Below are 22,352 nucleotides of genomic sequence, written 5' to 3' on the forward strand. Positions count from 1 at the left end.
CTGAACGAGGCCTCTAAGCGAGGGCAAGCATATGGCCACGGTCATCGATCGGCGCGAGAACGGCGGCAACAAGAGTGCCGTCAACCAGCAACGCTTCATCAAACGCTACCGCGAACAGATACGCCAGGCGGTAGCGAAGGCGGTGTCCGGCCGGAAGATCATGGACATCGAACAAAGCGGGCAGGTGTCCATTCCGGTCAAGGACATCTCCGAGCCCGCTTTTCACCACGGCCAGGGCGGCCGGCGGGAGTGGATCCATCCGGGCAACAAGAAATTTGTCCGGGGGGACAGTTTCGACCGCCAGCAGCAAGGCGGGGGTGGAGGCGGCTCCAAGGCGAGCGATTCGGGTGAAGGCGAGGATGATTTCGTCTTCAGCCTGTCGCGCGAGGATTTCCTCAACTTCTTCTTCGAGGACATGGCGCTGCCGGACATGGCCAAGCGCCACCTTGCCAAGATCGCCGAGGTCCGCAAGGTCCGGGCTGGCTTCTCGATCGACGGCACGCCGTCCAACCTGTCCATCCTGCGCACGATGCGAAGCTCGCTCGGGCGGCGCATTGCCTTGTCCAGTCCTTACCAGAAAAAGCTCGCGGTGCTGGAGCAGGAGTATGGCGAGGTGCTGGAGCAGGACGGGCCTTACTCGGCACGGGCGCTGGAGCTGATGAAGGAAATGCGTCACCTGCGCGCCTGCGTGGAGCGCGTGCCCTTTATCGAAAAGCTCGACCTGCGCTACAACAATCGCGTGCTGAAAAAGCGCCCGCAGGCACAGGCGGTGATGTTCTGCCTGATGGATGTGTCCGGGTCCATGGATGAGAGCCGCAAGGATCTCGCCAAGCGCTTTTTCATGCTCCTGTACCTCTTCCTCAAGCGCAACTACGATCGCATCGACGTGGTGTTCATTCGTCATCACACGGTGGCGAAGGAAGTGAACGAGGAAGATTTCTTCCATTCGCGCGAATCCGGTGGTACGGTCGTATCGAGCGCGCTCAAGCTGATGGTCGAGGTAATTCACGACCGCTATCCCGCCAGCCAGTGGAATATCTACTGCGCCCAGGCCTCGGATGGCGACAACTGGGCGGGCGATTCGGAGTTGTGCGGGCGCTTGCTGCGCGAGTCCATCCTGCCGCTGGTGCAGTACTACGCCTATGTGGAAGTGGCTTCGGAAGAGCCGCAGAACCTGTGGGAAGAGTATCTGGCGGTCAAGGACCGGCATGAGAACTTCGCCATGCAGCGCATCATCGGGGCGGACGAGATTTACCCTGTGCTGCATGACCTGTTCCAGAAAAAAGCGGCATGGCCATCCAGCCGCTGAAGTCGCCCTGGTTTTTTGCAGGTGTTTTCCCCTCTCCCGCAGTGCGGGAGAGGGGCGCAACCCTAGCTTCACCCGCAACGGGGGTCGTAAATGGCATATCTCTCTACCGGCTCGGAGTGGACCTTTGAGCTGATCCAGCGTTATGACCGCGAAATCGCACGCATTGCCGGCGATTTCGGTCTGGACACCTATCCCAACCAGGTTGAGATCATTACCGCGGAGCAGATGCTCGACGCCTATGCGTCGTCTGGCCTGCCTGTGGGCTACAGCCATTGGTCGTACGGCAAGCATTTTCTCGCGTCCGAGCGCAGCTACCAGCGCGGGCACATGGGCCTGGCCTACGAGATCGTCATCAACTCGAATCCCTGCATCGCGTACTTGATGGAGGAGAACACCATGCCCATGCAGGCGCTGACCATCGCGCACGCCTGCTACGGCCACAACTCCTTCTTCAAGGGCAACTACCTGTTCCGCACCTGGACCAACGCCGATGCCATCATCGACTACCTGCTGTTCGCCAAAAACTACGTAGCCGAATGCGAGCAGCGCTATGGGGAGCAGGAAGTCGAGGCGCTGCTCGATTCCTGCCACGCGCTGCAGAACTACGGCGTGGACCGCTACAAGCGGCCCAAGAAGCTCTCCATTGCCGAGGAGCAGGCGCGCCAGACCGAGCGGGAGAACTACCTGCAGACGCAGGTCAACGACCTGTGGCGCACCCTGCCCAAGCACCGCGCGCATGCGCTGGAAGACGATGAAGGGTTCGAGCGCGACGCCGCCTTCCCGCCGGAGCCGCAGGAAAACCTGCTCTACTTCATCGAGAAGAACGCGCCCAAGCTGGCGCCGTGGCAGCGCGAGATCGTGCGCATCGTGCGCAAGATCGCGCAGTACTTCTACCCGCAGCGCCAGACCAAGGTCATGAACGAAGGCTGGGCCACGTTCTGGCACTACACCATCCTGCACCAGCTGTATGAAGAGGGCCTGGTCAACGACGCCTTCATGATGGAGCTGCTGCAGGCGCATACCAATGTGATTTACCAGCCGCCGTACAACAGCCCTTACTACAGCGGCCTCAACCCGTACACCGTGGGCTTCCTGATGTTCCAGGACCTGCGCCGGATGTGCGAGAACCCGACCGAGGAAGACTACCGCTGGGCGCCGGAATTCGCCGGCAGCGACTGGCGCAAGACGCTCGACTTCGCCATGCGCAACTTCAAGGACGAGAGCTTCCTGCTGCAGTTCCTGTCGCCGCGCGTGATCCGCGAGCTCAAGCTGTTCTCCGTGCTCGACGACGACCGCGAAGGCAAGCTACGCGTGACCGCTATTCATGACGATGAGGGTTACCGGAACATCCGCCAGTTGCTGGCCAACCAGTACGACCTGTCGAACATGGAGCCCAACATCCAGATCACCAATGTGGATGTGGGCGGAGACCGCTCCCTGACTCTGCGCCACCTGCAGAACGACCGCCGCCCGCTGGCGCAGAATTTCGACGAGGTGATCCGCCACGTCACGCGGCTGTGGGGCTTTACGGTGCGCCTGGAAGTGGCCTATGAAGATGGCCGGCGCGAATCCAAGTACGAATGCAAGCCGGAACGCCGGCATCGCAAGGCGGCTTGAATGGGCATGGCAGCGTCAGCCTGCGCGGGCGGTGGATGACACCGCCCGCATGATGGCCTGCGCGGCCCACAAGCCGGTAGCCGCGGCAGCGTCCGTGAAGGGCGCATTCACGTAGTCCCCCGCCAGGAAGACCCGTTGCCGCGATGCCGGCGCACGGCTGCGGTACGCCAGCACGTCGGCGGCGCGGCCGACCGGCACCGTGGGCATTGCCTGCGCCCAGCGCGTGACCAGGCAGTCCTGCAATTGCCGCGAGATGCCCGGCAGGTAATGTTCGACCCCGGGCAGCACGTCGGCGAGGATCTGCGCATCGCTCGCGCCCAACCGATCCGCGGCGGCGCGGTCTTCCAGCATGACCTGGATGACTTGTCCATGTCCGCCGGCGGGACGCGCTAGCGGGCGCTTGCCGGCGTCCAGCGCCAGCGCGGCTACGTACCGGCGCTCGGCACGCGGCACCAATACGCCGTAGACGCTCGCCAAAGCGGCCGGCACACGAAACCCCGGCCGTGTGAGCAAGGACAGGTTGATGGTGCGGCTGTAGGGCGTGGCGAGCAGGCGGCGCTCCAGCGCATCCCCGCCCGTCCAGGCTTGCCGGGCAAAGGGTGCCGGCAGGGCGCACACAACGTAGTCGGCCGTGGCTTCGAAGCCCGCGCCGCTCACCACCACGCCCGTGTCCTGCTGGCGGATCGATGCGACCCGCCGGCCGGTCTCCACCTGCAACGTGCGCGCCAGCGCGCGTGGCAGGCTTTGCAGGCCGCCGACCAGCGAAGTGTTGACACAGCGGCGCCAGCCGAAGCCGCTAGCCATCAGCATCAGCGCGGCGGAGGACGATTCAGGCGTGAGGAAATAGAATCCCTGCAATAGCGGCTCCGTGACATAGGCGAGCGCCTCGCGGCAACCACGCTGGCCAAGCCATTCGCTGGCGGAATCCGCATCGTAGCGCGCCCATTGGCCAAGGTCGTCGAGCGGCAGCGTGCGCAGCGCGCGGCCTTCGCGGCCCAGCGCCAGCCCCAAGCCGAGCCAGGCCGGCAATCCGAGCAGGCCGCTGCGCAGCGGGTCCAGCAGGCTCTGTGCGCGCACGCGGCGCGGCCGGCCTTGGCGCACCACCGCGTTGAGGTCGCTGGCGGCTTGCAGTCCGCCGTCCAGGCCAAACCGCCGCGCCAGCGCCGGCAGCACCGTGTAGCCGCTCGACAGGAATTGTGCGCCGCACTCTATGCCATGCGGCCCGAGGGTTTCGCTGCGCATGCGGCCGCCGACATCCCCGGCGGCCTCGAACACGCGCACCCGCGCGCCGGCGCGGGCGAGCGCATCGGCCGCGCACAGCCCGGCAATGCCGGCGCCGGCCACGATTACTTCGGGGGCGCGGTGCGGGCCGGGCGAATGCGCCGGCAGCGCCGATGCGGGTGGAACGGGTGGAGCAGGTGTAACGGGTGAAGTGGGTGAAGGCAAGGCAGTGGTGTGCATGTTCTGGGACTTGTCCGGTTAGCCCGTGCTTGGGGCACCGTGCGACAATCTATCGGCTTGCCGCGTCGCAGCCAATTCGCTTTCTCCTCAGATTCCATCATGCCTGCCGCCACCGAACCGCCGAAGCGCCGCCAGCCCTCGCAGCAGCGCGCGCAACATACCGTCCAAGCCATCTTGCAAGCCGCGGCGCAGCTGTTCGCCGAACACGAGATGCGTGCCCAGCCTGAGCCCACCACCGAGCAGATCGCTGCGCTGGCAGGGGTTTCGGTTGGCTCGCTTTACCAGTACTTTGCAGACCGCGCGGCGATTGGCCGCACCTTGATCGAGCAACAGCGCGAGGCGGCGTTGGTGGCCCTGGAAACGATGCTGGCTGAACGCCTGGCCGCCATGCCGGCAGCGGCGGGACTGGCGGAGCCGCAAGCCGCGCGCGCCGCGCTGCGGGCTTATGTGCAGGCCTATGTGCTCAGCTTTGGTGGCTATGACGCGCATAGCCGCGCGCTGGCCCGCCTGGCCTGGCGCCATGATCGCGACGAGGATGCCGTGGCGGCGCTGCGCCTGGCCAGCGAACGGATCGGCGCGCAGTTGCAGGCGCTGGGCATGAGCGCGCTGCGCTTGCCCGCCCCGGCCCAGATGTTCGCGCTCACACGGGCCATGTTCGGGGTAGTGCGCTCGGCCGCGCTGGAGCGCTCGCCCTTGCTCGGCAGCCCGGCCCTGGAGGACGAGCTGGTTCGCCTGTGCTGGAGCCTGCTGCAGCGCGAGCCCGATGCCGGCTGATCCTGGCCGGCCCCGGTCCCGTCCGGGGCTCAGGCCGCGTCGGTGCTCCAGCTTCGGGCCAGATCGACCACGCCCGATCCAGGCTGGCCGCACACCGCCTCGCCCACCACCCTTGCCCAGTAAGCCTGCGACCCGTCCGCCAGTTGCCAGGCATGCAGGCGGCGGGTGTAGATCTGCAGGTCGTACTCCTCGGTGATGCCGATGGCGCCGTGCACGGCATGCGCGATGGCGGCCACTGGCGTGACCGCTTCGCTGGCGTTGAGCTTGCCGATGGCCGCGCGCAGCGGGTCCGGCTGCCAGCCGCCGCCGGCGCAGGCGATCTGCGCGGCCATGCGCGCGGCGGTGACATGTTCCGCCATCACGCTGATCTGGTGCTGGATGGCCTGGAACTTGCCGATGGCGCGGCCGAACTGCTGGCGGTCGTTGGCATATTGCAGCGTCATGTCGAACACATGCGACATGGCGCCGGCCAGCTGCACAGCGTGCAGGCAGGCCCCGATCTGGCGCAGCGTGCCCGCGGGCAGCGTAAACAGTGGCAATCCGTCCGATGCGGGGCGCGGCAGGACCACGGCCAGATCCGCGTGGGCGCCGGTCGGGCGGACTTGCGCGCGGGCACGTGGCAGCAGCATGCATTGCGTGCCTTCCTGCACCAGGAACCAGGCCGCTTGCGCGCCGCCTGCGACGAGGACTGCATCCGTGGCGCCCTCATCCATATCGAAGGTCGCCAGCGCGATGGGCTCGGCCGGCACCGCCAGCCCGGCGGCGTGCAGCAGCGCACGCGCGAACAAGGTCTGGCCCAGCGGCAAAGGCAGTGCGTGGCGGCCCAGCGCGAACAGCACCGGCGCCAGTTCGTCCAGCGGCAGGCCCGCCCCGCCGGCCGCCTCGGGCAGGAGGCAATCGGCAAAGCCGCTGTCTTGCAGTGATTGCCACAGGGGCAGGTGGTCGTCGCCGCGTTCGATGGCGCGGATGACGGCGGGCGTGCAGCAGTCGCGCAGCACGCTGTCGAGCGCGTCCGAGTAAGCGTTATGCATAGGGAACTCCGGTTCAGCGCAGGCCAAGGCCCCGGGCGATCATGCCGCGCAGGATCTCGCGCGTGCCGCCACGCAGCGAATAGGACGGGGCGACCTGGCTGACATAGGCCAGGGTGCGGTACAGGTCGGGATCGGCGGCGAGGTGCGGGTCGTCGCCCAGCGCGGCCTGCGCCAGCGCCGGAATGGACTGCTCGAACTCCGTGCCCAGGTCCTTGACCAGCGCGGCTTCCACCACCGGGCTCTCGCCTGCGGCAAGCCGGGCGGTCACCGCCAGCGACATGGCCCGCAGCACCGCCAGCCGGCCAGCCAGCCGGCCGATGGTGACGGTGTCGCGCCGTGCAGCCGGCGCGCGCCGCAGCGCCGCAATCCAGGTATCGAGCAGCACCACGCTGGAGTACAGCCGCTCCGGCCCGCTGCGCTCGAAGGCCAGCTCCGCGTTGACCTGCTCCCAGCCGCTGCCTTCGCGGCCCACCAGCGCCGCTTCAGGCAGCATCACGTCCTCGAAGCTGACTTCGGAGAAATGCGCGTCGCCGGCCAGGTCGCGGATCGGGCGCACGGTCACGCCCGGCGCGCACAGGTCGATGATGACCTGCGACAAGCCGCGCTGACGGTCCTCGCCCGTGCCGGAGGTGCGCACCAGCGCCAGCATGTAGTGGCAGCGATCGGCGTTGGTCGTCCAGATCTTGCGGCCGTTCAAGCGCCAGCCGCCGTCCGGCTGCGGCGTGGCGCGGGTCGCGACGCTGGCCAGGTCGGAGCCGGAGTTGGGCTCGCTCATGCCGATGCAGAAGAAGGCTTCGCCCTTGCAGATGCGCGGGAGATAGAAGGCCTTCTGCGCGTCGCTGCCGTAGCGCAGGATCAGCGGCCCGCTCTGGCGGTCGGCGATCCAGTGGGCCGAGACCGGCGCGCCGCAGGCCAGCAGCTCCTCCACCAGCACGAAACGCGAGAACGGATCGAGCCCGGCGCCGCCATGTTGCGCGGGCAAGGTGATGCCCACCCAGCCGTGGCGCGCCAGCGCGCGGCTGAAATCGGCGTTGAAGCCCATCCATGAACGGGCGCGGACTTCGGGCGCAAGGGCCGGCAGGTGTTCGGCCAGGAATGCCTTCACCTCGTGCCGGAAGGCGGCGGCGGCCGGCGGCAAGGCAGTCAGCTGGAACGTGCTGGGCAGTGAAGTCAAGACAGGGGTCTCCGTGTGGCTAGCGGCCGGCCAGCAAGCGCCGGGCGGAATAAGTCATGACACGCTCATGGCGCTGGTTGAAGACTTCGATGTCCGAGTCCACCACGGCGCGGCCATTGCGCGAAGTGGGGCGGATGCCGGTCACCGTGACCGTGGCCCAGATGGTGTCGCCCACCATCACCGGGGCGTGGATCTTCTGCGTCAGCTCCAGCATGGCCAGCCCCGTGCCCTGGATCATGGTCTGCAGGATGAAGCCTTCGATCATGGCGTAGGTCAGCGCGGCGGGCACGGGCCGGCCATGGATGGCGCCGCCTTCATAGCCCGCCTCGATAAAGATCGCTTCCAGCATGCCGGTGACCGAAATGAAGTTGATCAGGTCGGTCTCGGTCACGGTGCGGCGGAAGGTCTGGAACGCCTGGCCTTCCTTGATGTCTTGCCAATAAAAGCCCTGGCCGAGGCGGGGGAGTTGGGTATGGGGCACGGCGTCTCCTGTTGAGGGCCGCCATCGGCGGCCGGCTTCCTTTATGTTAGGAGCGGGAATGCGGCAGGGTTAGGCATTAGTGGCCGGCGACGCACAATAGGCCGCGCCGGTGCGGCCCAGCTCATCGATCTGCTCGCCGCTCAGGCCCGCCTCGCCAAGCAGGCTGCGGGTGTGCTGACCCAGGCGTGGCGGCAGCGCGCTCGCCGCGCGCTGGCCGTCAAAGCGCACCGGCGCGCCGGTAAAGCGCAGCGTGCCCATGGCCGGGTCGTCCAGCGTGTCGAAGAAGCCGGTGGCGCGCAGGTGCGGGTCATCCACCAGCTCAGCGAGCTGGTTGACCCGCGCCACCGGGATCTGCAGCGTTTCGCATAGCGCCAGCCAGGCGTCGGTGGTGCGCGTGCGCACGATCTCGCTGGTCAGCTCGTAGAGGGCTTCGATATGCTGCGTGCGCGCGGCGATGCCGGCAAAGCGCGGGTCGGCGGCCAGGTCGGGCCGGCCCGCGGCGGTGAAGAAGTCGCGCCAGTGGGCATCGGTGTACGGCATCATGCAGACGTGGCCGTCGGCGCTCTGGTAGGGCCGGCGCAGCGGCGCCAGCACGCGCGGATAACCGGTGGACCCGCGCGGCGGCTCGAAGTGCTGGCCATAGAGATGCTCGACCAGGTTGAAGGCCACCATCGATTCGAACATCGGCACTTCCACCAGCGCGCCCTTGCCGCCCTGGCGCTCGCGCCCGGCAATGGCGGCCGAGATCGACAGCGCCGCCACCAGAGCGCTGGTCTTGTCGGCCGCGATGGTGGGGAAGTAGCGCATGGTGCCGGTCTGCGCGGCCATCAATGCGGCATTGCCGGACAGGCCCTGGATGATGTCGTCGTAGGCCGGGCGGCCGCCATAGGGGCCATCCTCGGCAAAGCCCAGCAAGCTCACGTAGACCAGGCGCGGGTGGCGCGCCATCACGTCGGCGGGGTCCAGCCCGAGGCCGGCCAGCTTCTGCGGGCGCATGCTGTGCATGAATACATCGGCGCTGGCCAGCAGGCGCTCCAGCGCGGCCTGCGCCGCGGGCAGCTTGAGGTTGAGCACCACGCTTTTCTTGCTGCGGTTCACGCCCAGGAAGATGGCCGACATGCCATCCTCGGCGGCCGGGCCGGTGCGCCGCGTGGAGTCGCCCTCGGGGGGCTCCACCTTGATGACTTCGGCGCCGAGGTCGGCCAGCCACTGGCTGGCGTAAGGGCCCATCACGACCGTGGATAGGTCGATGACGCGGATGCCTGAGAGGGGCAACATGCCTGGGTGTCTCCTGTCTGTTCTTGTGCCTGGCTTGCGCCGGATGCCACAGGGTAGATCAGGCGGGTCGCTTGCGTCTAATATTAGATTTTTAGGATTCGATATCTTCCAGATATCAATACGGACATCAGCGTGGACCTTCGTCAACTTCAGCAGTTCGTCGCCCTGGCCGAAACCGGCAACTTCCACCGCGCGGCCGAGCGCCTGCACATGGCGCAGCCGCCGCTCTCCATCTCGATCCGCAAGCTCGAAGATGCGCTCGGCACGCCGCTGTTCGTGCGTACCTCGCGCGGGGTGCGGCTGACCCAGGCTGGCGAAGCCGCGCTGCATGACGCGCGGCGCGCGCTGTTCCATGCCGGCCAGGCTCGCGCGGCGGCGCTGGCGGCGGCGCATGGCGAGCGCGGTGCACTGCGCGTGGGTTTTGTGGGCTCGGCAACCTACGCCTTGCTGCCCAAGCTGATCCCGGCGTTTCGGGCCGCGCACCCGGGGATCGAGCTGATCCTGCATGAATCCACCTCGGCGTCGATCCTGGACCGGCTGGAGCGCCATCAGCTCGATGCCGGGCTGGTGCGCTTTCCCATCTTGCACAGCGGCGGCTACACGCTGATGCCGCTGGAGAACGACGAGTTCGTGGCGGCGGTGCCGGCCGATAGCCGCTTTGCCGAGCGCGACGCGATTGCGCTCAAGGCGCTCGCCGGGGAACCCTTCATCATGCATCCCAGCGCCGAGGTGCCCAACCTGCAGGCCATCGCCATGCTGCTGTGCCAGCAAGCCGGGTTCGTACCGCGTGTGACGCAAGAGGCGGTGCAGGTGCAGACCATCGTCAGCCTGGTGGAAAGCGGCCTGGGGGTGGCGCTGGTGCCGAGCGTGGCGGCGCGCTATATCAACCGGCGCGTGCGTTTCCTGCGGCTGGCCAGCCCGCGGCCGGTGGCGCGCATCGGCATCGCGCTGGCCACGTCCACGGATAGCGACGACCGGCAGGTGCAGCGCTTGCTGGAGGTGGCCAGCACCGTGGTCGCCTAGGCCAGCGGATCAGGCGCGCGCGCGCTCGCCACGCGCCGCGCCGGCGCGCCGGCGCGCTCCAGCGCCACGCCCGGCAGCAGGTGCAGCAGGCGCACCAGCTCGCTCTGGCGATGGGTGCCGGTCTTGCGCAGGATGTCGCGAATATGCACGCGCACCGTGTGCGGCGAGACGAATTCGTGGTCGGCGATCTCGGTCAGGGTTTCGCCGGCGGCAAGGCGGATGGCAATCAGGCTTTCCTTGCGCGACAGGCCGAACAGCGACGTCAGCACCGAACTGTCGAGCACCGAGCGCGATTCGGAATTGCCCATCAGCACCATCGCGAACGGCAGTTGCCACGGGCCTTCCACCGGCTGGCGGGCCACCAGCGGCAGCACGATGATGGGTACCGGCTGGCCGCCCGACGTGATGTGCATCCACGAGCCGGCCGCCGCCTCGCCGCCACGGGATTGCATGGCGCGGTCGAGCAGCTTGTGCAGGGTGGCGTGCAGGGTCTGGTCGTGGGCCTTGAGCACGCCGTTTTCCAGCGCGAGCTGGCTGTCGGCCTGCACCAGCGCCTCGGCCCAGATATTGGCGTAGCGCACGCGCATATCGGCCTGCAGCACCATCACGCCGAAGTCGAGCGTATCCAGCCCGGCCAGGCCAAGGGCCGCCAGGCCGCTCAACTCGAAGTTGCGTTGTTGCATGCGCGCGGCGCGGGCCCAGTGCGGCAGCACGCGCGCGAGCCGCTTGCTGCGATGGCTCAAGCCCTCCGTCCCGTCGAAACCGGTGTCCAGGCGGCCGCCCCGGTCCGTGCCGCCCATCAGCACGCAGACCTCAGCGGTATCGAGCAGGCGCACGCCATGCTCCAGGTCGGCGCCATGCGCCGGCGCGCGCCAAGGTGCGCCGTCCTGCAGGTCGCCAGGGTGATCGCCCGCGAGCGCGCGCCTGGGCAGGCTTGCCAGCGCATGCAGGCCTTCCGGCACGTAGGTGCCCTGCGCCGGGAAGCAGCCATGCGGGGTGACGCCGAGGCGCGCTTGTCCGGACAGTTTGTCCCAGACCAGGTAATGCGGGCTTTCGATATCGGTATAGCGGGAGAAGAGATCCAGCGCGGCTGGCATGGCAGTGACGTCAAGCGCCGACTCGTAGATCGAATCGATCAGACGATGGAAGTCTTCATCCGCCGACGGATGCTCGCCCATAGTATTTTCCCCGGTGGCTCTCGCCTGATCCTGCTTTGCTCTTTTTATTGGCCCGCTGGTAGCGGTACGGCTGGCTCGCTGTGGCCGGCTCCGAAGTGGCAGACGCCACCGGACGGGGTCAGGCGCCCGGTATGCCGGGTACGTCAGCGCTGCGCGTTACCGTGTGGCGGCATTATGCGGATGCGAGCATAACTTCGCAAACAGGGAATGTCGCCTGGGCAATTATTAAAAATTATTTCAGCGCTGAAATGCCCGCGAAGCGGGGCACGGCCGCGCAAAGCGTACCCGTTTCTGCGTGCGCTTTGCGAGCCGCATAGTGACTCGGCCGGCTCAGCCTGGCCCCGGCGCACCCTTTGAAAGCGCAGCAGCGCCCCCGGCGCCGGCCGCCAGCTCAGTGGCCTGCGCGTCCTGCGCCGGGGGGAGCCCCAGGCCGCCCTCGACCTGCACCGTTACCCGCTGCGTGGCCATGCTGATGCCATGCTGGTCGAACTTGCGCTTGAGCCGCACGTTGAACGCGCGCGTGATTTCCGCCTGGGTCAGCGGGCGCGTCCTGAACTGGGCCAGCACCACCGAGCCGTTGGGGTCGAAGCGATCGAGGCCCAGGATGTCGAGTCCGGAAAGCAGGTTGCGCGCGTAGCGGAAATCGCGCGCTACCTCCGCGCCGGTCTCGCGGATCAGCTCAATGGCCTGGTCGAGGTCGCTGCCATACGCCACACCGATGTTGAATACGGCAACGGCATAGCCGCGCGACATGTTCTTGATGGCCTTGATCTGGCTGTAGGGCAGGATATGAAGCGCACCCTTGCCGTCGCGCAGCTTGACGGTGCGGATGGTCATGGCCTCCACCGTGCCAATATGGTCGGGCAGTTCCACCGAGTCGCCGATGGCGATCGAATCCTCCACCACGATGAACAGGCCGGTGATCAGGTCCTGCACCAGGCTTTGCGCGCCAAAGCCGATGGCCAGGCCGACCACGCCGGCGCCGGCGAGCAGCGGCGTCACGTTGACGCCGAGGTTGGCCAGCACCACGATCAGCGTGATGACCAGCAGCGCGACGAATAACGCATTGCGCACCAGCGGCAGGATGGTCCTGGCGCGCAGGCTGGGCGGCTGCCCGCGGCCGTGCGCGGGCGTCAGCGTCTGGGTGATGGCCGTATCGATCAGCAGCCATGCCAGCCACGACAGCAGCACGGTGGAGGTCACGCTGAACACGGCCTCGCCGATGCGCTTGCCGAGCGTGGTGGATTCAATCACCGAGAGCAGCGACACGCCCCAGATCCGGCTGGCCAGCTCGAAGTAGGCGAACCAGATCACCACCCGCACCAGCGCTACCGCGAAACGCCCGAAGCGCGCCAGGTAGGCCGAGCGCTGGCGGTCGCGAAAGCGCGGCGCGCGGTGCGTGGCCTTGGGCGAGCGGCCGGTGATCAGCGTCAGCAGCAGCGCGGCGACGAACAGCGCCACCGAGCCCACCGTGCGCCGCAGGAAGATGTCCGCGTAGCCGGTGGCCAGCAGCGTGCCGGCCACCGAGGCCACCACCACCGCCAGCACCGGCAGGTGCCAGCTCGCGCCTACCAGGCGCAACAGGTCCATGATTGCGGGATGCTCCTGACGGAAAACCAGCGGCCGGTTGCTGATGATCTGGCCGATCTGCCGGCGAAAGCGCAGCGTGAAGGCGCCGATCAGCAGCGCCGCGGCGATGTTGGCCACGGTGGAGGTCAGCGCCGACAGGTTGGTGCCGAGCGAGGCGATCACACGCGCGTCGGTCGTGACGTCGCCCAGCGCCGCCAGCGCGCCGGTGGCGAACAGCAGCCTGCGGGAGTGCAGCAGCAGGTCGCGCACCGCGTGCGCACGGTGCGCCGAGGTAAACAGCGCGAAGATGACCTGGCACACCGCGCCCATCACGGCGCCGGCCACCACCGAGTAGGCAATCACCATGCCGGCCATGCTGGCGGGCGAGCGTCCGAACATACTGCTCGAGAGCAGCATCGCCAGGGCGAAGGCCACCACCCACGGCGCCACCCTGCGCAGCATGTAAAGCCCGACGTCCATCCAGGACGGCACTGCGGGCAGCTCATAGCGTACCGCTGGCTGCAGGCGCCGGTTGCGCACGCGTCTCACCGCCTCCCGCAACAGCCATCCGGCGCAGAACCAGGCCGCGAGCACGGCGGAGAACTCCCGTGCCGATTGCCAGGGCGCGCGCGTCCCGTTGATGGTCAGTGCGGCCAGCCACTCCTCGCCCGCGAAATCGATGCGCCAGCGCCAGTAGTGCCACGGCCCCTTGTCCTTGCCCAGCGACGCATCGAGATGGTCGACCGCCTCAGCCAGCGCCCCGAGCAGGCCGGGCTGTGGCGCTGACGCCGCACTGGCCCCACCTATGCCCTTGCGCAGCGTTTGCAACTGGTCGACCAGGGCCTTGCGGTCCTTGTCGCTCTGCAGCGTGGTAATGACCTGGTCGAGCGATTGCGCGAGCGGCTCGCTGGCCGCGGGCTGCGAGGCCGGCGCGGACTCGGCCTTGACGACCGCCGCCAGCGAGGCCAGTCCGGCCGGCGCCGCCAGTGCCGGCTGCGCTGCCAGCGTGGCCAGCGCCAGCCAGATCATCAGCGTCAGCATCGGCAGCAGTGCGCCTGGCCGGCATGCAGCCGGCAATGTGAATTGGGACCTGATCACGAGCGTCATCTCATGCGGGTAGATAGAGGGTGCCGGGCAATCCCGGGGGATGCCTGACACTGTAGCGCATTGCGGATACCGCACACGCCGCGGATTCGTGCGGCGCCGCAATCGGTGTTGCCGCTCGCGCCGGGCACCCGGCAAGGCGTGTCGCATGGCCGCAGCAGCGGGTGGCGTGCAGCAGGCGTACCATGGCAGCAAGCCCGTGCTGGCTGGTTGCGGTCAACGGAGTGACGGTGCGGGCCGTTGAGTGAGGTATTGCGTGTCGGTCGGGTTGCGGCTGTATGCAGCCCTGTCGTTTCGTTGTCCCAATGGCATTGTTACCGCAGGAGCCTGTCATGAATGCTATGAAAGCCTTGAACGCTATTACCGCCGTTACCGTTTTGCCTGCCTCGCCCGCCTCGTTAGGCCGGCGCGTCGGCTTGCCTATGCTGCTGGCCGCGGCGCTCATCGCCTCGGTCCCGCACCTGGCGCGCGCTCAAGCCACGCCAGCCGCTCCCGCCGCTGCCGCGCCGATGGCCAAGCCTGCCGCGCCCGCGCCCGCAGCTTCCATGCCGATGGCCAAGCCGGCCGCGCCCGCCGCCGCCGCGGCTCCGGGTGGCGGCCCTGGGCAGGTATGGGCCAACAAGTCTTCCAAGGTCTATCACTGCCCTGGCACGAAGTACTACGGCAAGACCAAGAACGGCGCCTACATGAGTGAAGCCGACGCCACCGCGCAAGGTTTCCACGCGGATCACGGCAAGGCATGCAAGTGAGCCGCGGGAAGCGCCGCCGGGAGGGCATGACATGCACCTGATCTGGATCATTCTCATCGGCTTTCTCGCCGGCCTGGTGGCGCGCATGCTCACGCCCGGGCGCGGGCCAAGCGGTTTCTTCCTGACAGCCGGCCTGGGCATCGTCGGCTCGCTCGCTGCGACCTTCCTTGGGCAGGCCCTGGGCTGGTACCGCCAGGGCCAGTCCGCCGGCTTTATCGGCGCCGTGCTGGGCGCTGTGATCCTGCTGGCGCTGTATCACCTGGCAACGCGGCGCTAGACAGGCCGCGGATTCTTCAAATGGCCAATGCTGCTGCCCGCAGGCAGCAGCATTCGCGCCGCGCGCTGGCGTGCTCACGCTTTCATGCGCTTCACGTGTTTGATGTGCTTTCATGCATTCGTCGCTTCGGACGATGCGTTGCGCGCCGTCATCCCTGAATCTCCATACCACGCTGGCAAGCCCGTTTATTCGGCTCGCCGGACTCAGGCATTCCGCCCAGGCGTAGCGCTGCGCGCCGACGGGGAACGGGGAATGCGGGGAATGGTTCAGCACAGATTCAACACACATCATCAACACACATCAAGACAACGCGGAGACAAGATGGAACTCAATGCATCGGTAACGGCAGTGATCACGGGCGGCGCGTCGGGCCTGGGCGAAGCCACCGCGCGGGCGCTGGCGGCGCATGGCGTGCGCGTCGCGCTGTTCGACATGAACGCGGAAAAGGGCGAGGCCGTGGCGCGTGAACTCGGGGGCGTGTTCTGCCAGGTCAACGTGACGTCGGAAGCCGAGGTCGAAGCTGGTTTCGCCAAGGCGCGCGCAGCGCTCGGGCAGGAACGCATCCTGGTGAATTGCGCCGGCACCGGCAACGCCATCAAGACCGCATCGCGCGCCAAGGAGGCGCCGGACCAGATCCGCTTCTTCGCCTCGGACGCGTTCGAGCGCATCATCCAGATCAACCTGATCGGCTCCTTCCGCTGCCTGGCGCGCTCGGCCGCCGGCATGCTCACGCTGGATGCGCGTGACGGCGATCGCGGCGTCATCATCAATACCGCCTCGGTGGCGGCGCAGGACGGGCAGATGGGCCAGGCGGCGTACTCCGCCTCCAAGGCCGGCGTGGTCGGCATGACCCTGCCGATCGCGCGCGACCTGTCCGGCGAAGGCATTCGGGTCAATACCATCATGCCCGGCATCTTCAACACGCCGCTCTTGCAAGGCGCGCAGGAACACGTCAAGGCTGCGCTGGCCGCCTCGGTGCCGTTCCCCAAGCGGCTCGGCGCGCCGGAAGAGTTTGCCTCGCTCGCGCTGGAGATGTGCCGCAACAGCTATTTCAACGGCGAAGCGGTGCGGCTCGATGGCGCCATCCGCATGGCCCCGCGCTGATCCGGCAGTTCACAACAATAAAAAGGACGCGCGCATGCAGCAGGACCGAGAGAAGGAGACGCTGATGGATTTCAGTTACCTGACCACACTGCCGCATGCGCTGCGCCACTTCGCGCAGCGGCGGCCCGACGCGGTGGCCTATGCCTTCGAAGGCAGGCTGACCACGTATCTGGCGCTGGACCGCCAGAGCGATCGTGTCGCCCAGGCGCTGGTGGCAGCCGGGGTCGGGCCCGGCGATCGCATCGGCTATATCGGCAAGAACTGCGATCACTACTTCGAGCTGCTGCTGGGGGCAGCCAAGATGGGCGCCGTGATGGCGCCCGCGAGCTGGCGCCTGGCGCCGCCGGAGGTGGGCTATATCGTTGGCCACGCCGATGCCGCGCTGCTGTTCGTTGGGCCGGAATCGGCAGACCTGGTGCGCAAGCTGCTGCCCACGCTGCCGCTGGTGCGCGAGGTGATCGCCATGGAAGGCGGCCAGCCGGACTGGCCCGCCTATGTGACGTGGCGCGACGCGCAGGCGGCTACGCCACCGGCGCACCAGAGCGCCGCGCACGACGTGGTGCTGCAGCTTTATACGTCGGGCACCACCGGGCGCCCCAAGGGCGCCATGCTGACCCACCGCAACCTGACCGCCGGCACCGAGGCCAGCGAGCGAGAAGATATCTCGTGGTCGCGCTGGACAGACGACGATGTCTCGCTGGTGGCCATGCCGGTGGCGCACATTGGTGGCTCGGGCTGGGGCTTGCGCAGCTTGCTCGCGGGGGCCAAGGGCGTGGTGGCGCGCGATTTCGATCCCGGCGCGGTGCTGGACTTCTTTGAGCGCGAGCGCATCAGCAAGCTGTTCCTGGTGCCCGCGGCGATGCAGTTCGTGCTGCGCGATCCGCGCGCGCGCCGCATCGACTACTCCCGCCTGAAGACCTTGCTCTATGGCGCGGCGCCGATCCCGGCAGCCTTGCTGCGCGAGGGCATCGAAGTCTTCGGCTGCGGGTTTGCGCAGCAGTACGGCATGACCGAGACCACCGGCACGGTGGTGGCCCTGGCGCCGGAAGACCACACCACCGACGACGTGCCGCGCATGCGGGCCGCCGGCAAGCCGCTGCCCGGCGTGGAAGTGGTGGTGGTGGACTGGGAAGGCCGGCGCCTGCCGCCGGGCGAAGTCGGCGAGCTGATGATCCGCTCGCCGCAGAACATGGCGGGCTACTGGAAGCAGCCCGACGAGACCGCGCGCACCATCGACGCCGACGGCTGGCTGCGCACCGGCGACGCCGGCTTTCTCGATGCCGAGGGCTATGTCTACATCCACGACCGGGTCAAGGACATGATCATCAGCGGCGGCGAGAACGTGTATCCCGCCGAAGTCGAGAGCGCGATCTACGGCCACCCGCAAGTGGCGGATGTGGCCGTGATCGGCGTGCCCGACGAAAAATGGGGCGAGGCGGTCAAGGCCATCGTCGTGCCCCGTCCCGGGCAGGCGCCGGATCGCGACAGCATCGTGGCGTGGGCGCGCGAGCGGCTGGCCGGCTACAAGATCCCCAAGAGCATCGAGTTTGCCGATGCGCTGCCGCGCAACCCCTCCGGCAAGCTGCTGCGCAGGAAGCTGCGCGAGCCATATTGGGAAGGGTACAACCGGCGCGTCAACTGAGGTTGGCGCACAGCAATGCAAGACGCTCGGTACGCCGACAGGCCAGGAGCACTAGCCGAAGCCGCCGAACGGGCCAAAGCCGCGCGCCATGACGACGGCTGTTACTCCCTCTCCCCTCATGGGGAGAGGGTTGGGGAGAGGGGCGGTTTGGCTAGGAGCCACGGGAAGCGAAGCCAGTGGTTTATTCCACCGCGACGGCATAACGAGCGCCCGCCCTCTCCCCCGTCCCCTCTCCCACAAGTGGGAGAGGGGAGCAAACCGGCAGCATCGGTCGAAGCCGACGAGTGCGCCAACGCCGCTTGAAATGACGACGGCTGTTACTCCCTCTCCCCTCATGGGGAGAGGGCCGGGGAGAGGGGTGGCTTAGCTAGGAGCCACTCAAAGCGAAGCCCGTGGTGTTTTCCAGCACGACAACGCAGAGCCGGCTTTGTCAGCAAGCTGACATTCTCCCTGAATGCCCCCACCTGCCCCGCGGAACGCGTTACGTAACGCGTAACACGCAGCCGGCCCGCCGCTCGCGCATTCGCTGCTGGCAAGGGGCGCCGCCAGGTCCCTCCTGCCTGGCATGCCCTCCCGCCAGCCGTTATGGCGCCTGCCTTCCCGGCCGGCGCCACCCCTGCCGCAATCCCCTTCGCACCCGCCGCGCTCAACGCCTTGCCGCTGGCACGCGGCTTGCGGTATTGCCTGTGACAACGCTGCCGCGAATACCAGCCAAGCCGGATGGGCACGTCGTTGCCAAAGGGGGAGCAGATGGAACCGGAACGCAGCAGCTCGCACGGAGGCACGCTGTCATGAATGCACTCCTGCTTGAAGACAACCCGCTCTTGCGGCTCGGCCTGCTGCGCATGCTTGGTGGCGTCGAGGGCCTGGGCCACGTGATCTGCGTGGATCCGGCCGATCTCGCCATGCTGCAGGGGCAGATGAACGACATCGGGCTGGTGATCCTCAGCTTGCCGCCGGTGCAGGATCGCGCGCGCGCGTTGCTGGAGACCGCACGCACCGTGCTATCGGCGCAGTACCTGCTGCTGCTGGTCGATGGCACATTACCGCCCGTGTTGCCGCCGGACCTGGCCTGGGGCATCTGCGCGTGGCTGCCGAAGGCGTCATCGCTGGCGGCGATCGAGGCGGCGATCCGGCTGGTACTGGCCGATGACGCGCGCTGGCGCCAGCCGGCCCCGCACCCCTCCGCGCCCTTGCAGGTTCTGGCGACGGAACGCGCCCGCATCGACCTGCTGCGCGACGAGGCGCGCATGTTGAAGCTCACGCCGCGCCAGTACGAGGTGCTGGTCCTGCTGTCGCAGGGCTATGCGCTCAAGACCGTGAGCCGCCTGCTCAATATCTCGGTGGCGACCGTGAAGAGCCATGTCGCGCTGCTGTACCAGCGCCTGCAGGTCAGCAACAAGAGCGAAGCCATCCATGCCGCGCGCCAGCGCGGCGCCAGGTTCCAGACGGGCAGCAGCCACGGCAGCAACGATCGTGGCACGGCCCGCGCCTGGCCCTAACCCCAGTTTCCCGTTCAGGAGAGCACCATGCGCAATCAGACCGTGAGGGACGCGGACATCGCCGCCGCCATCGACGCCACCCTGCTGCGCCGCCGGCAACAGTTCGACGGCCAGCCAGCCGCATGGCATGTGCTGTGCGAAGCCGCACACGTCGCCACGCTGGGCGAACCGGCGCGCCGGGCCTTCATTGCGCGCGTGGCGGCCAGCCGTGGCGCCGACATCGCCCTGCGCCTGCTGCTCAAGGCGGAATCGATCCGGGCCACGGTGACCGAGGCGCTGGAAGCCGGCGATGAGGTGGACGCCGGCCAGGAGCGCAGCCCGGCTGGCGGGCTGCTGCACTGACCTGGCTTACAGCCCTAGCACCAGCTTGGCGATGATGTTGCGCTGGATCTCGTTGGAGCCGGCGTAGATCGATGCCTTGCGGTAGTTGAAATAGCGCGGCGCCAGCGGCGCGGCGTAGTCGGGGCCCGCTTGCGGGCCCGTGGCGCGACCCTGCAATTCACCCCAGCCATCCTGCACGAAGGGCAGCGCGTACGGGCCGGCTGCTTCCACCGCCAGCTCGCTGATGGCCTGGATGGTCTCGGTGCCCACCAGCTTGAGCATGCTGGAGGCGGCGCCGATCGAGGTGCCCGACGTCACGTTGGAAAACAGCCGCAGCTCGCTCGCCTCCAGCGCGGCCGCGCGCACGTGCAGCTCGGCCAGCTTGCGGCGAAAACCCGGGTCGTCGAGCAAGCGCCCGCCATCCTCGCCGGGCTCCTTCTGCGCGATGCGCGCCACCTTGGCCAGTTGCTGGCGCAGCATCGGGCCGTAGCTGCCGCCGCGCTCGAACTCAAGCAGGTATTTGGCGTAGGTCCAGCCCAGGCCCTCCTCGCCGATACGGTTTTCCACCGGCACGCGCACATCTTCAAAGAAGACCTGGTTGACTTCCTGCTGGCCCTCGACCGGGCCATCCAGCGTGGGCAGCGGCGCCACCGTGATGCCGGGCGTGCGCATGTCCACCAGCACGAAGGAGATGCCGTCCTGGCGGCGCGCGTCGCGGCTGGTGCGCACCAGGCAGAACATCCAGTCGGCCCATTGCGCGTGCGTGGTCCAGATCTTGGAGCCGTTCAGGATGTAGTGCTCGCCATCCCGGTCGCGGCCGCGCTCGGCGCGCATCTGCAGGGAGGCCAGGTCGGAGCCGGAGTTGGGTTCCGAGTAGCCCTGGCACCACCAGATGTCGGAGCGCAGGATGGGCGGCAGGAAGCGCGCCTTTTGCTCGGGGCTGCCGTATTTCATGATCACCGGCGCCACCATCTTCAGGCCCATCGGCGACACGGTCGGGCAGCCGGCGGCGGCGGTCTCGGCCTGGAACAGGTAGCGCTGCGCCGGGGACCAGCCCGGGCCGCCATATTCCTCGGGCCAGTTGGGCGCGGCCCAGCCGCGCTCGAACAGCTTCTTCTGCCAGCGCACCTGGCCCTCCTTGTCGAGATAGCCATTCTTGGTGCGTGCCATCAGGGCCTTGAGGCCGGGGTCGAAGGCTTCCTTGATCCAGGCACGGACCTCGTCGCGGAACTGCAGCTCTTGCGGGGAGAAATCGAGATTCATCGATGGGCCTCGGGATGTTCGTCAGTGCGGGGCAGGAATGCGCGGGCTCACGCGGCAGCCGGATACAGCAGGTCGGCGTAACGGCGCAGGTGGTGTTCGGCGGAGCCAAACTGCAGGTCGATCGCGGTGACGCGCTTGAAGTAATGGCCAACCGCCAGCTCCTCCGTCACGCCCATGCCGCCATGGATCTGCACCGCGGCCTGGCCGACGAACCTGCCGGCCTGCCCGGCCTGCGCCTTGGCGGCGCTGGCCGCCAGCGCGCGCTGCGTGGGCTGCGCGCCAGCCTGCATGGCGGCGACTTGCGTCAGCGCCACGGTTTGCTCCAGTTGCACGTACATGTCGGCCATGCGGTGCTGCAGCACCTGGAAGGTGGCAATCGGTACGCCAAACTGCTTGCGCTGGCGCGCGTAGTCGACCGTGTCGCCGAGCATGCGGCTCATGGCGCCACCGGCTTCGGCGCACAGCGCCACCGCAGCCTCGTCGCTCAGGCGCTCGATCAGCGCCAGCGCCTCGCCCTCGGCGCCCAGCAAGCCGCCGTCCGGCACGAAGACGTTGTCCAGGCGTATATCGGCGGCCCGGGAGCCATCCACGGTGGGGTATTCCTGCAGCGTCACGCCGGGCGCGTTGCGCGCGATCCAGAACAGGCTGATGCCGTCCCGGTCGCGCCGGCTGCCGCCGGTGCGCGCGCTCACCACCAGGTGCGTGGCCCACGGCGCGGCCACCACCACGGCCTTGTGGCCGTCAAGGCGCCAGCCGCCTTGCACGCGGGCGGCGCTGGCCTGTACATCGTGCAGGCAGTAACGGCTGCGCGGCTCGGCGTGCGCCCAGGCCACGGTGGCCTCGCCGCCGATGATGGCAGGCAGCCAGTTGGCGGCCAGCGTCTCGCTGCCATGCAGCAAGGCCCCGCCGCCGAGCACAACGGTAGACAGGTAGGGCTCGACCACCAGGTGGCGGCCGAACTGCTCCATCACGATCGTGTGGTCGACGGCATTGCCGCCGAGCCCGCCAAAGCGTTCCGGGAACGCGGCGCCCAGCAGCCCTAGCTCCTGCGCCAGGGCTTGCCAGCAGGACGCCCGCCAGCCAGCGGGCGAGCGGATTGCCGCCTGGCGGGCTTCGAAGCTGTAGTGGTCGGCCAGGTAGCGCGCGAGCGTGTCGCGCAACATCGATTGTTCTTCGCTGAATTGGAAATCCACGGTGGTTCCTTGGCGCGGTTGCTGGGGCACTTGCCATTATGTGAAGAGGCCGCCGGTTCGCATCGTCGGATGCGACGAATCGCCTTGGCGCGCGGCGCGCCGCACGGGCGGCCACATCGGCGTTTGCGGCATTGCACCAAGGCGCGTTCGTCGCATCCGACGATGCCCGCCCGGGGTACCTGTCCCGACAATGTGCCGCACGCAATGCCATCCCTGCCGGTTCCGCGATACCGAAGTTTCCAACGCACCCAGTCACCCAGTCACCCAGTCATCGAGTCACCCAGTTCGGCCACACCCACTTC

Annotated in this window: 19 protein-coding genes; 10 read left to right on the top strand and 9 right to left on the bottom strand. The window is 67.9% G+C overall.

Translation table 11 applies throughout. From position 1 onward, the window contains the following. Window positions 1-31 precede the first annotated feature (31 nt). Both AC1RQK_RS33305 and AC1RQK_RS33310 read left to right on the top strand, forming a co-directional pair. Window positions 32-1,309, top strand: coding sequence for a YeaH/YhbH family protein (locus tag AC1RQK_RS33305; RefSeq protein WP_043357209.1), 1,278 nt, complete (start codon window positions 32-34; stop codon window positions 1,307-1,309). Between the two features lie 90 nt (window positions 1,310-1,399). Next, window positions 1,400-2,926 carry a SpoVR family protein gene (locus AC1RQK_RS33310; protein WP_043357207.1) on the top strand — a complete coding sequence of 509 codons (1,527 nt, stop codon included), beginning with the start codon at window positions 1,400-1,402 and terminating at the stop codon, window positions 2,924-2,926. A 15-nt stretch (window positions 2,927-2,941) separates the two neighbouring features. On the opposite strand, the gene AC1RQK_RS33315 is transcribed toward AC1RQK_RS33310, so the two are convergent. Continuing rightward, window positions 2,942-4,387 carry a protoporphyrinogen/coproporphyrinogen oxidase gene (locus AC1RQK_RS33315; protein WP_492813645.1) on the bottom strand — a complete coding sequence of 482 codons (1,446 nt, stop codon included), beginning with the start codon at window positions 4,385-4,387 and terminating at the stop codon, window positions 2,942-2,944. Between the two features lie 99 nt (window positions 4,388-4,486). Between AC1RQK_RS33315 and AC1RQK_RS33320 the strand changes: the two genes are divergently transcribed. Beyond that, complete coding sequence (locus AC1RQK_RS33320) at window positions 4,487-5,161, top strand: TetR/AcrR family transcriptional regulator (protein WP_492813647.1); 675 nt, start codon at window positions 4,487-4,489, stop codon at window positions 5,159-5,161. Between the two features lie 29 nt (window positions 5,162-5,190). Here AC1RQK_RS33320 and AC1RQK_RS33325 read toward each other — a convergent pair whose 3' ends face one another. The 4 genes from AC1RQK_RS33325 to AC1RQK_RS33340 all read right to left on the bottom strand — a co-directional run bounded on the left by AC1RQK_RS33325 (window position 5,191) and on the right by AC1RQK_RS33340 (window position 9,125). Then, entirely contained in the window at window positions 5,191-6,192 is a 1,002-nt protein-coding gene (locus AC1RQK_RS33325; protein WP_492374197.1) for an acyl-CoA dehydrogenase family protein, read from the bottom strand. 13 nt (window positions 6,193-6,205) lie between these two features. Next, a complete protein-coding gene (locus AC1RQK_RS33330; RefSeq protein WP_492374198.1) occupies window positions 6,206-7,366 on the bottom strand; it encodes an acyl-CoA dehydrogenase family protein in 1,161 nt (386 codons plus the stop codon). Window positions 7,367-7,385: 19 nt separating this feature from the next. Then, window positions 7,386-7,847 carry a MaoC family dehydratase gene (locus tag AC1RQK_RS33335; protein ID WP_150985236.1) on the bottom strand — a complete coding sequence of 154 codons (462 nt, stop codon included), beginning with the start codon at window positions 7,845-7,847 and terminating at the stop codon, window positions 7,386-7,388. Between the two features lie 69 nt (window positions 7,848-7,916). Continuing rightward, the gene (locus tag AC1RQK_RS33340; protein ID WP_492813650.1) at window positions 7,917-9,125 is read right to left on the bottom strand and encodes a CaiB/BaiF CoA transferase family protein; all 1,209 of its coding nucleotides are present in this window, start codon (window positions 9,123-9,125) and stop codon (window positions 7,917-7,919) included. Between the two features lie 132 nt (window positions 9,126-9,257). Here AC1RQK_RS33340 and AC1RQK_RS33345 point away from each other — a divergent pair, with 132 nt between their 5' ends. Beyond that, complete coding sequence (locus AC1RQK_RS33345; protein WP_492374200.1) at window positions 9,258-10,148, top strand: LysR family transcriptional regulator; 891 nt, start codon at window positions 9,258-9,260, stop codon at window positions 10,146-10,148. Here the strand turns inward: AC1RQK_RS33345 and AC1RQK_RS33350 are convergent. Both AC1RQK_RS33350 and AC1RQK_RS33355 read right to left on the bottom strand, forming a co-directional pair. Next, a complete protein-coding gene (locus AC1RQK_RS33350; protein ID WP_492813652.1) occupies window positions 10,145-11,326 on the bottom strand; it encodes a helix-turn-helix transcriptional regulator in 1,182 nt (393 codons plus the stop codon). The two genes, AC1RQK_RS33345 and AC1RQK_RS33350, sit on opposite strands and share 4 nt — an antisense overlap. A 330-nt stretch (window positions 11,327-11,656) precedes the next feature. Further along, on the bottom strand, window positions 11,657-13,936 hold the full coding sequence (locus tag AC1RQK_RS33355; protein WP_492374218.1) for a mechanosensitive ion channel family protein: 2,280 nt from the start codon (window positions 13,934-13,936) through the stop codon (window positions 11,657-11,659). Between the two features lie 395 nt (window positions 13,937-14,331). On the opposite strand from AC1RQK_RS33355, the gene AC1RQK_RS33360 reads away from it, so the two are divergent. The 6 genes from AC1RQK_RS33360 to AC1RQK_RS33385 all read left to right on the top strand — a co-directional run bounded on the left by AC1RQK_RS33360 (window position 14,332) and on the right by AC1RQK_RS33385 (window position 19,615). After that, on the top strand, window positions 14,332-14,748 hold the full coding sequence (locus AC1RQK_RS33360; RefSeq protein WP_492374202.1) for a signal protein: 417 nt from the start codon (window positions 14,332-14,334) through the stop codon (window positions 14,746-14,748). 31 nt (window positions 14,749-14,779) lie between these two features. Further along, window positions 14,780-15,025: a GlsB/YeaQ/YmgE family stress response membrane protein gene (locus AC1RQK_RS33365; protein ID WP_441639843.1), complete on the top strand. Its 246-nt coding sequence runs from the start codon at window positions 14,780-14,782 to the stop codon at window positions 15,023-15,025. Between the two features lie 321 nt (window positions 15,026-15,346). Next, window positions 15,347-16,129 carry an SDR family NAD(P)-dependent oxidoreductase gene (locus AC1RQK_RS33370; RefSeq protein ID WP_043357193.1) on the top strand — a complete coding sequence of 261 codons (783 nt, stop codon included), beginning with the start codon at window positions 15,347-15,349 and terminating at the stop codon, window positions 16,127-16,129. Between the two features lie 64 nt (window positions 16,130-16,193). Next, window positions 16,194-17,771 (top strand): fatty acid--CoA ligase, encoded by a 1,578-nt coding sequence (locus AC1RQK_RS33375; protein ID WP_492813697.1) that lies wholly within the window; start codon window positions 16,194-16,196, stop codon window positions 17,769-17,771. Window positions 17,772-18,562: 791 nt separating this feature from the next. Next, window positions 18,563-19,273, top strand: a complete 711-nt coding sequence (locus AC1RQK_RS33380; protein ID WP_492813655.1) for a helix-turn-helix transcriptional regulator — start codon at window positions 18,563-18,565, stop codon at window positions 19,271-19,273. Window positions 19,274-19,300: 27 nt separating this feature from the next. Then, entirely contained in the window at window positions 19,301-19,615 is a 315-nt protein-coding gene (locus AC1RQK_RS33385; RefSeq protein WP_492374204.1) for a DUF7696 family protein, read from the top strand. A 6-nt stretch (window positions 19,616-19,621) separates the two neighbouring features. On the opposite strand, the gene AC1RQK_RS33390 is transcribed toward AC1RQK_RS33385, so the two are convergent. Both AC1RQK_RS33390 and AC1RQK_RS33395 read right to left on the bottom strand, forming a co-directional pair. After that, a complete protein-coding gene (locus AC1RQK_RS33390) occupies window positions 19,622-20,857 on the bottom strand; it encodes an acyl-CoA dehydrogenase family protein (RefSeq protein ID WP_492813657.1) in 1,236 nt (411 codons plus the stop codon). Between the two features lie 47 nt (window positions 20,858-20,904). Next, complete coding sequence (locus tag AC1RQK_RS33395) at window positions 20,905-22,050, bottom strand: acyl-CoA dehydrogenase family protein (RefSeq protein WP_492374206.1); 1,146 nt, start codon at window positions 22,048-22,050, stop codon at window positions 20,905-20,907. Window positions 22,051-22,352: the final 302 nt, after the last annotated feature.

The sequence above is a fragment of the Cupriavidus sp. GW822-FHT02D05 genome (assembly GCF_058802485.1).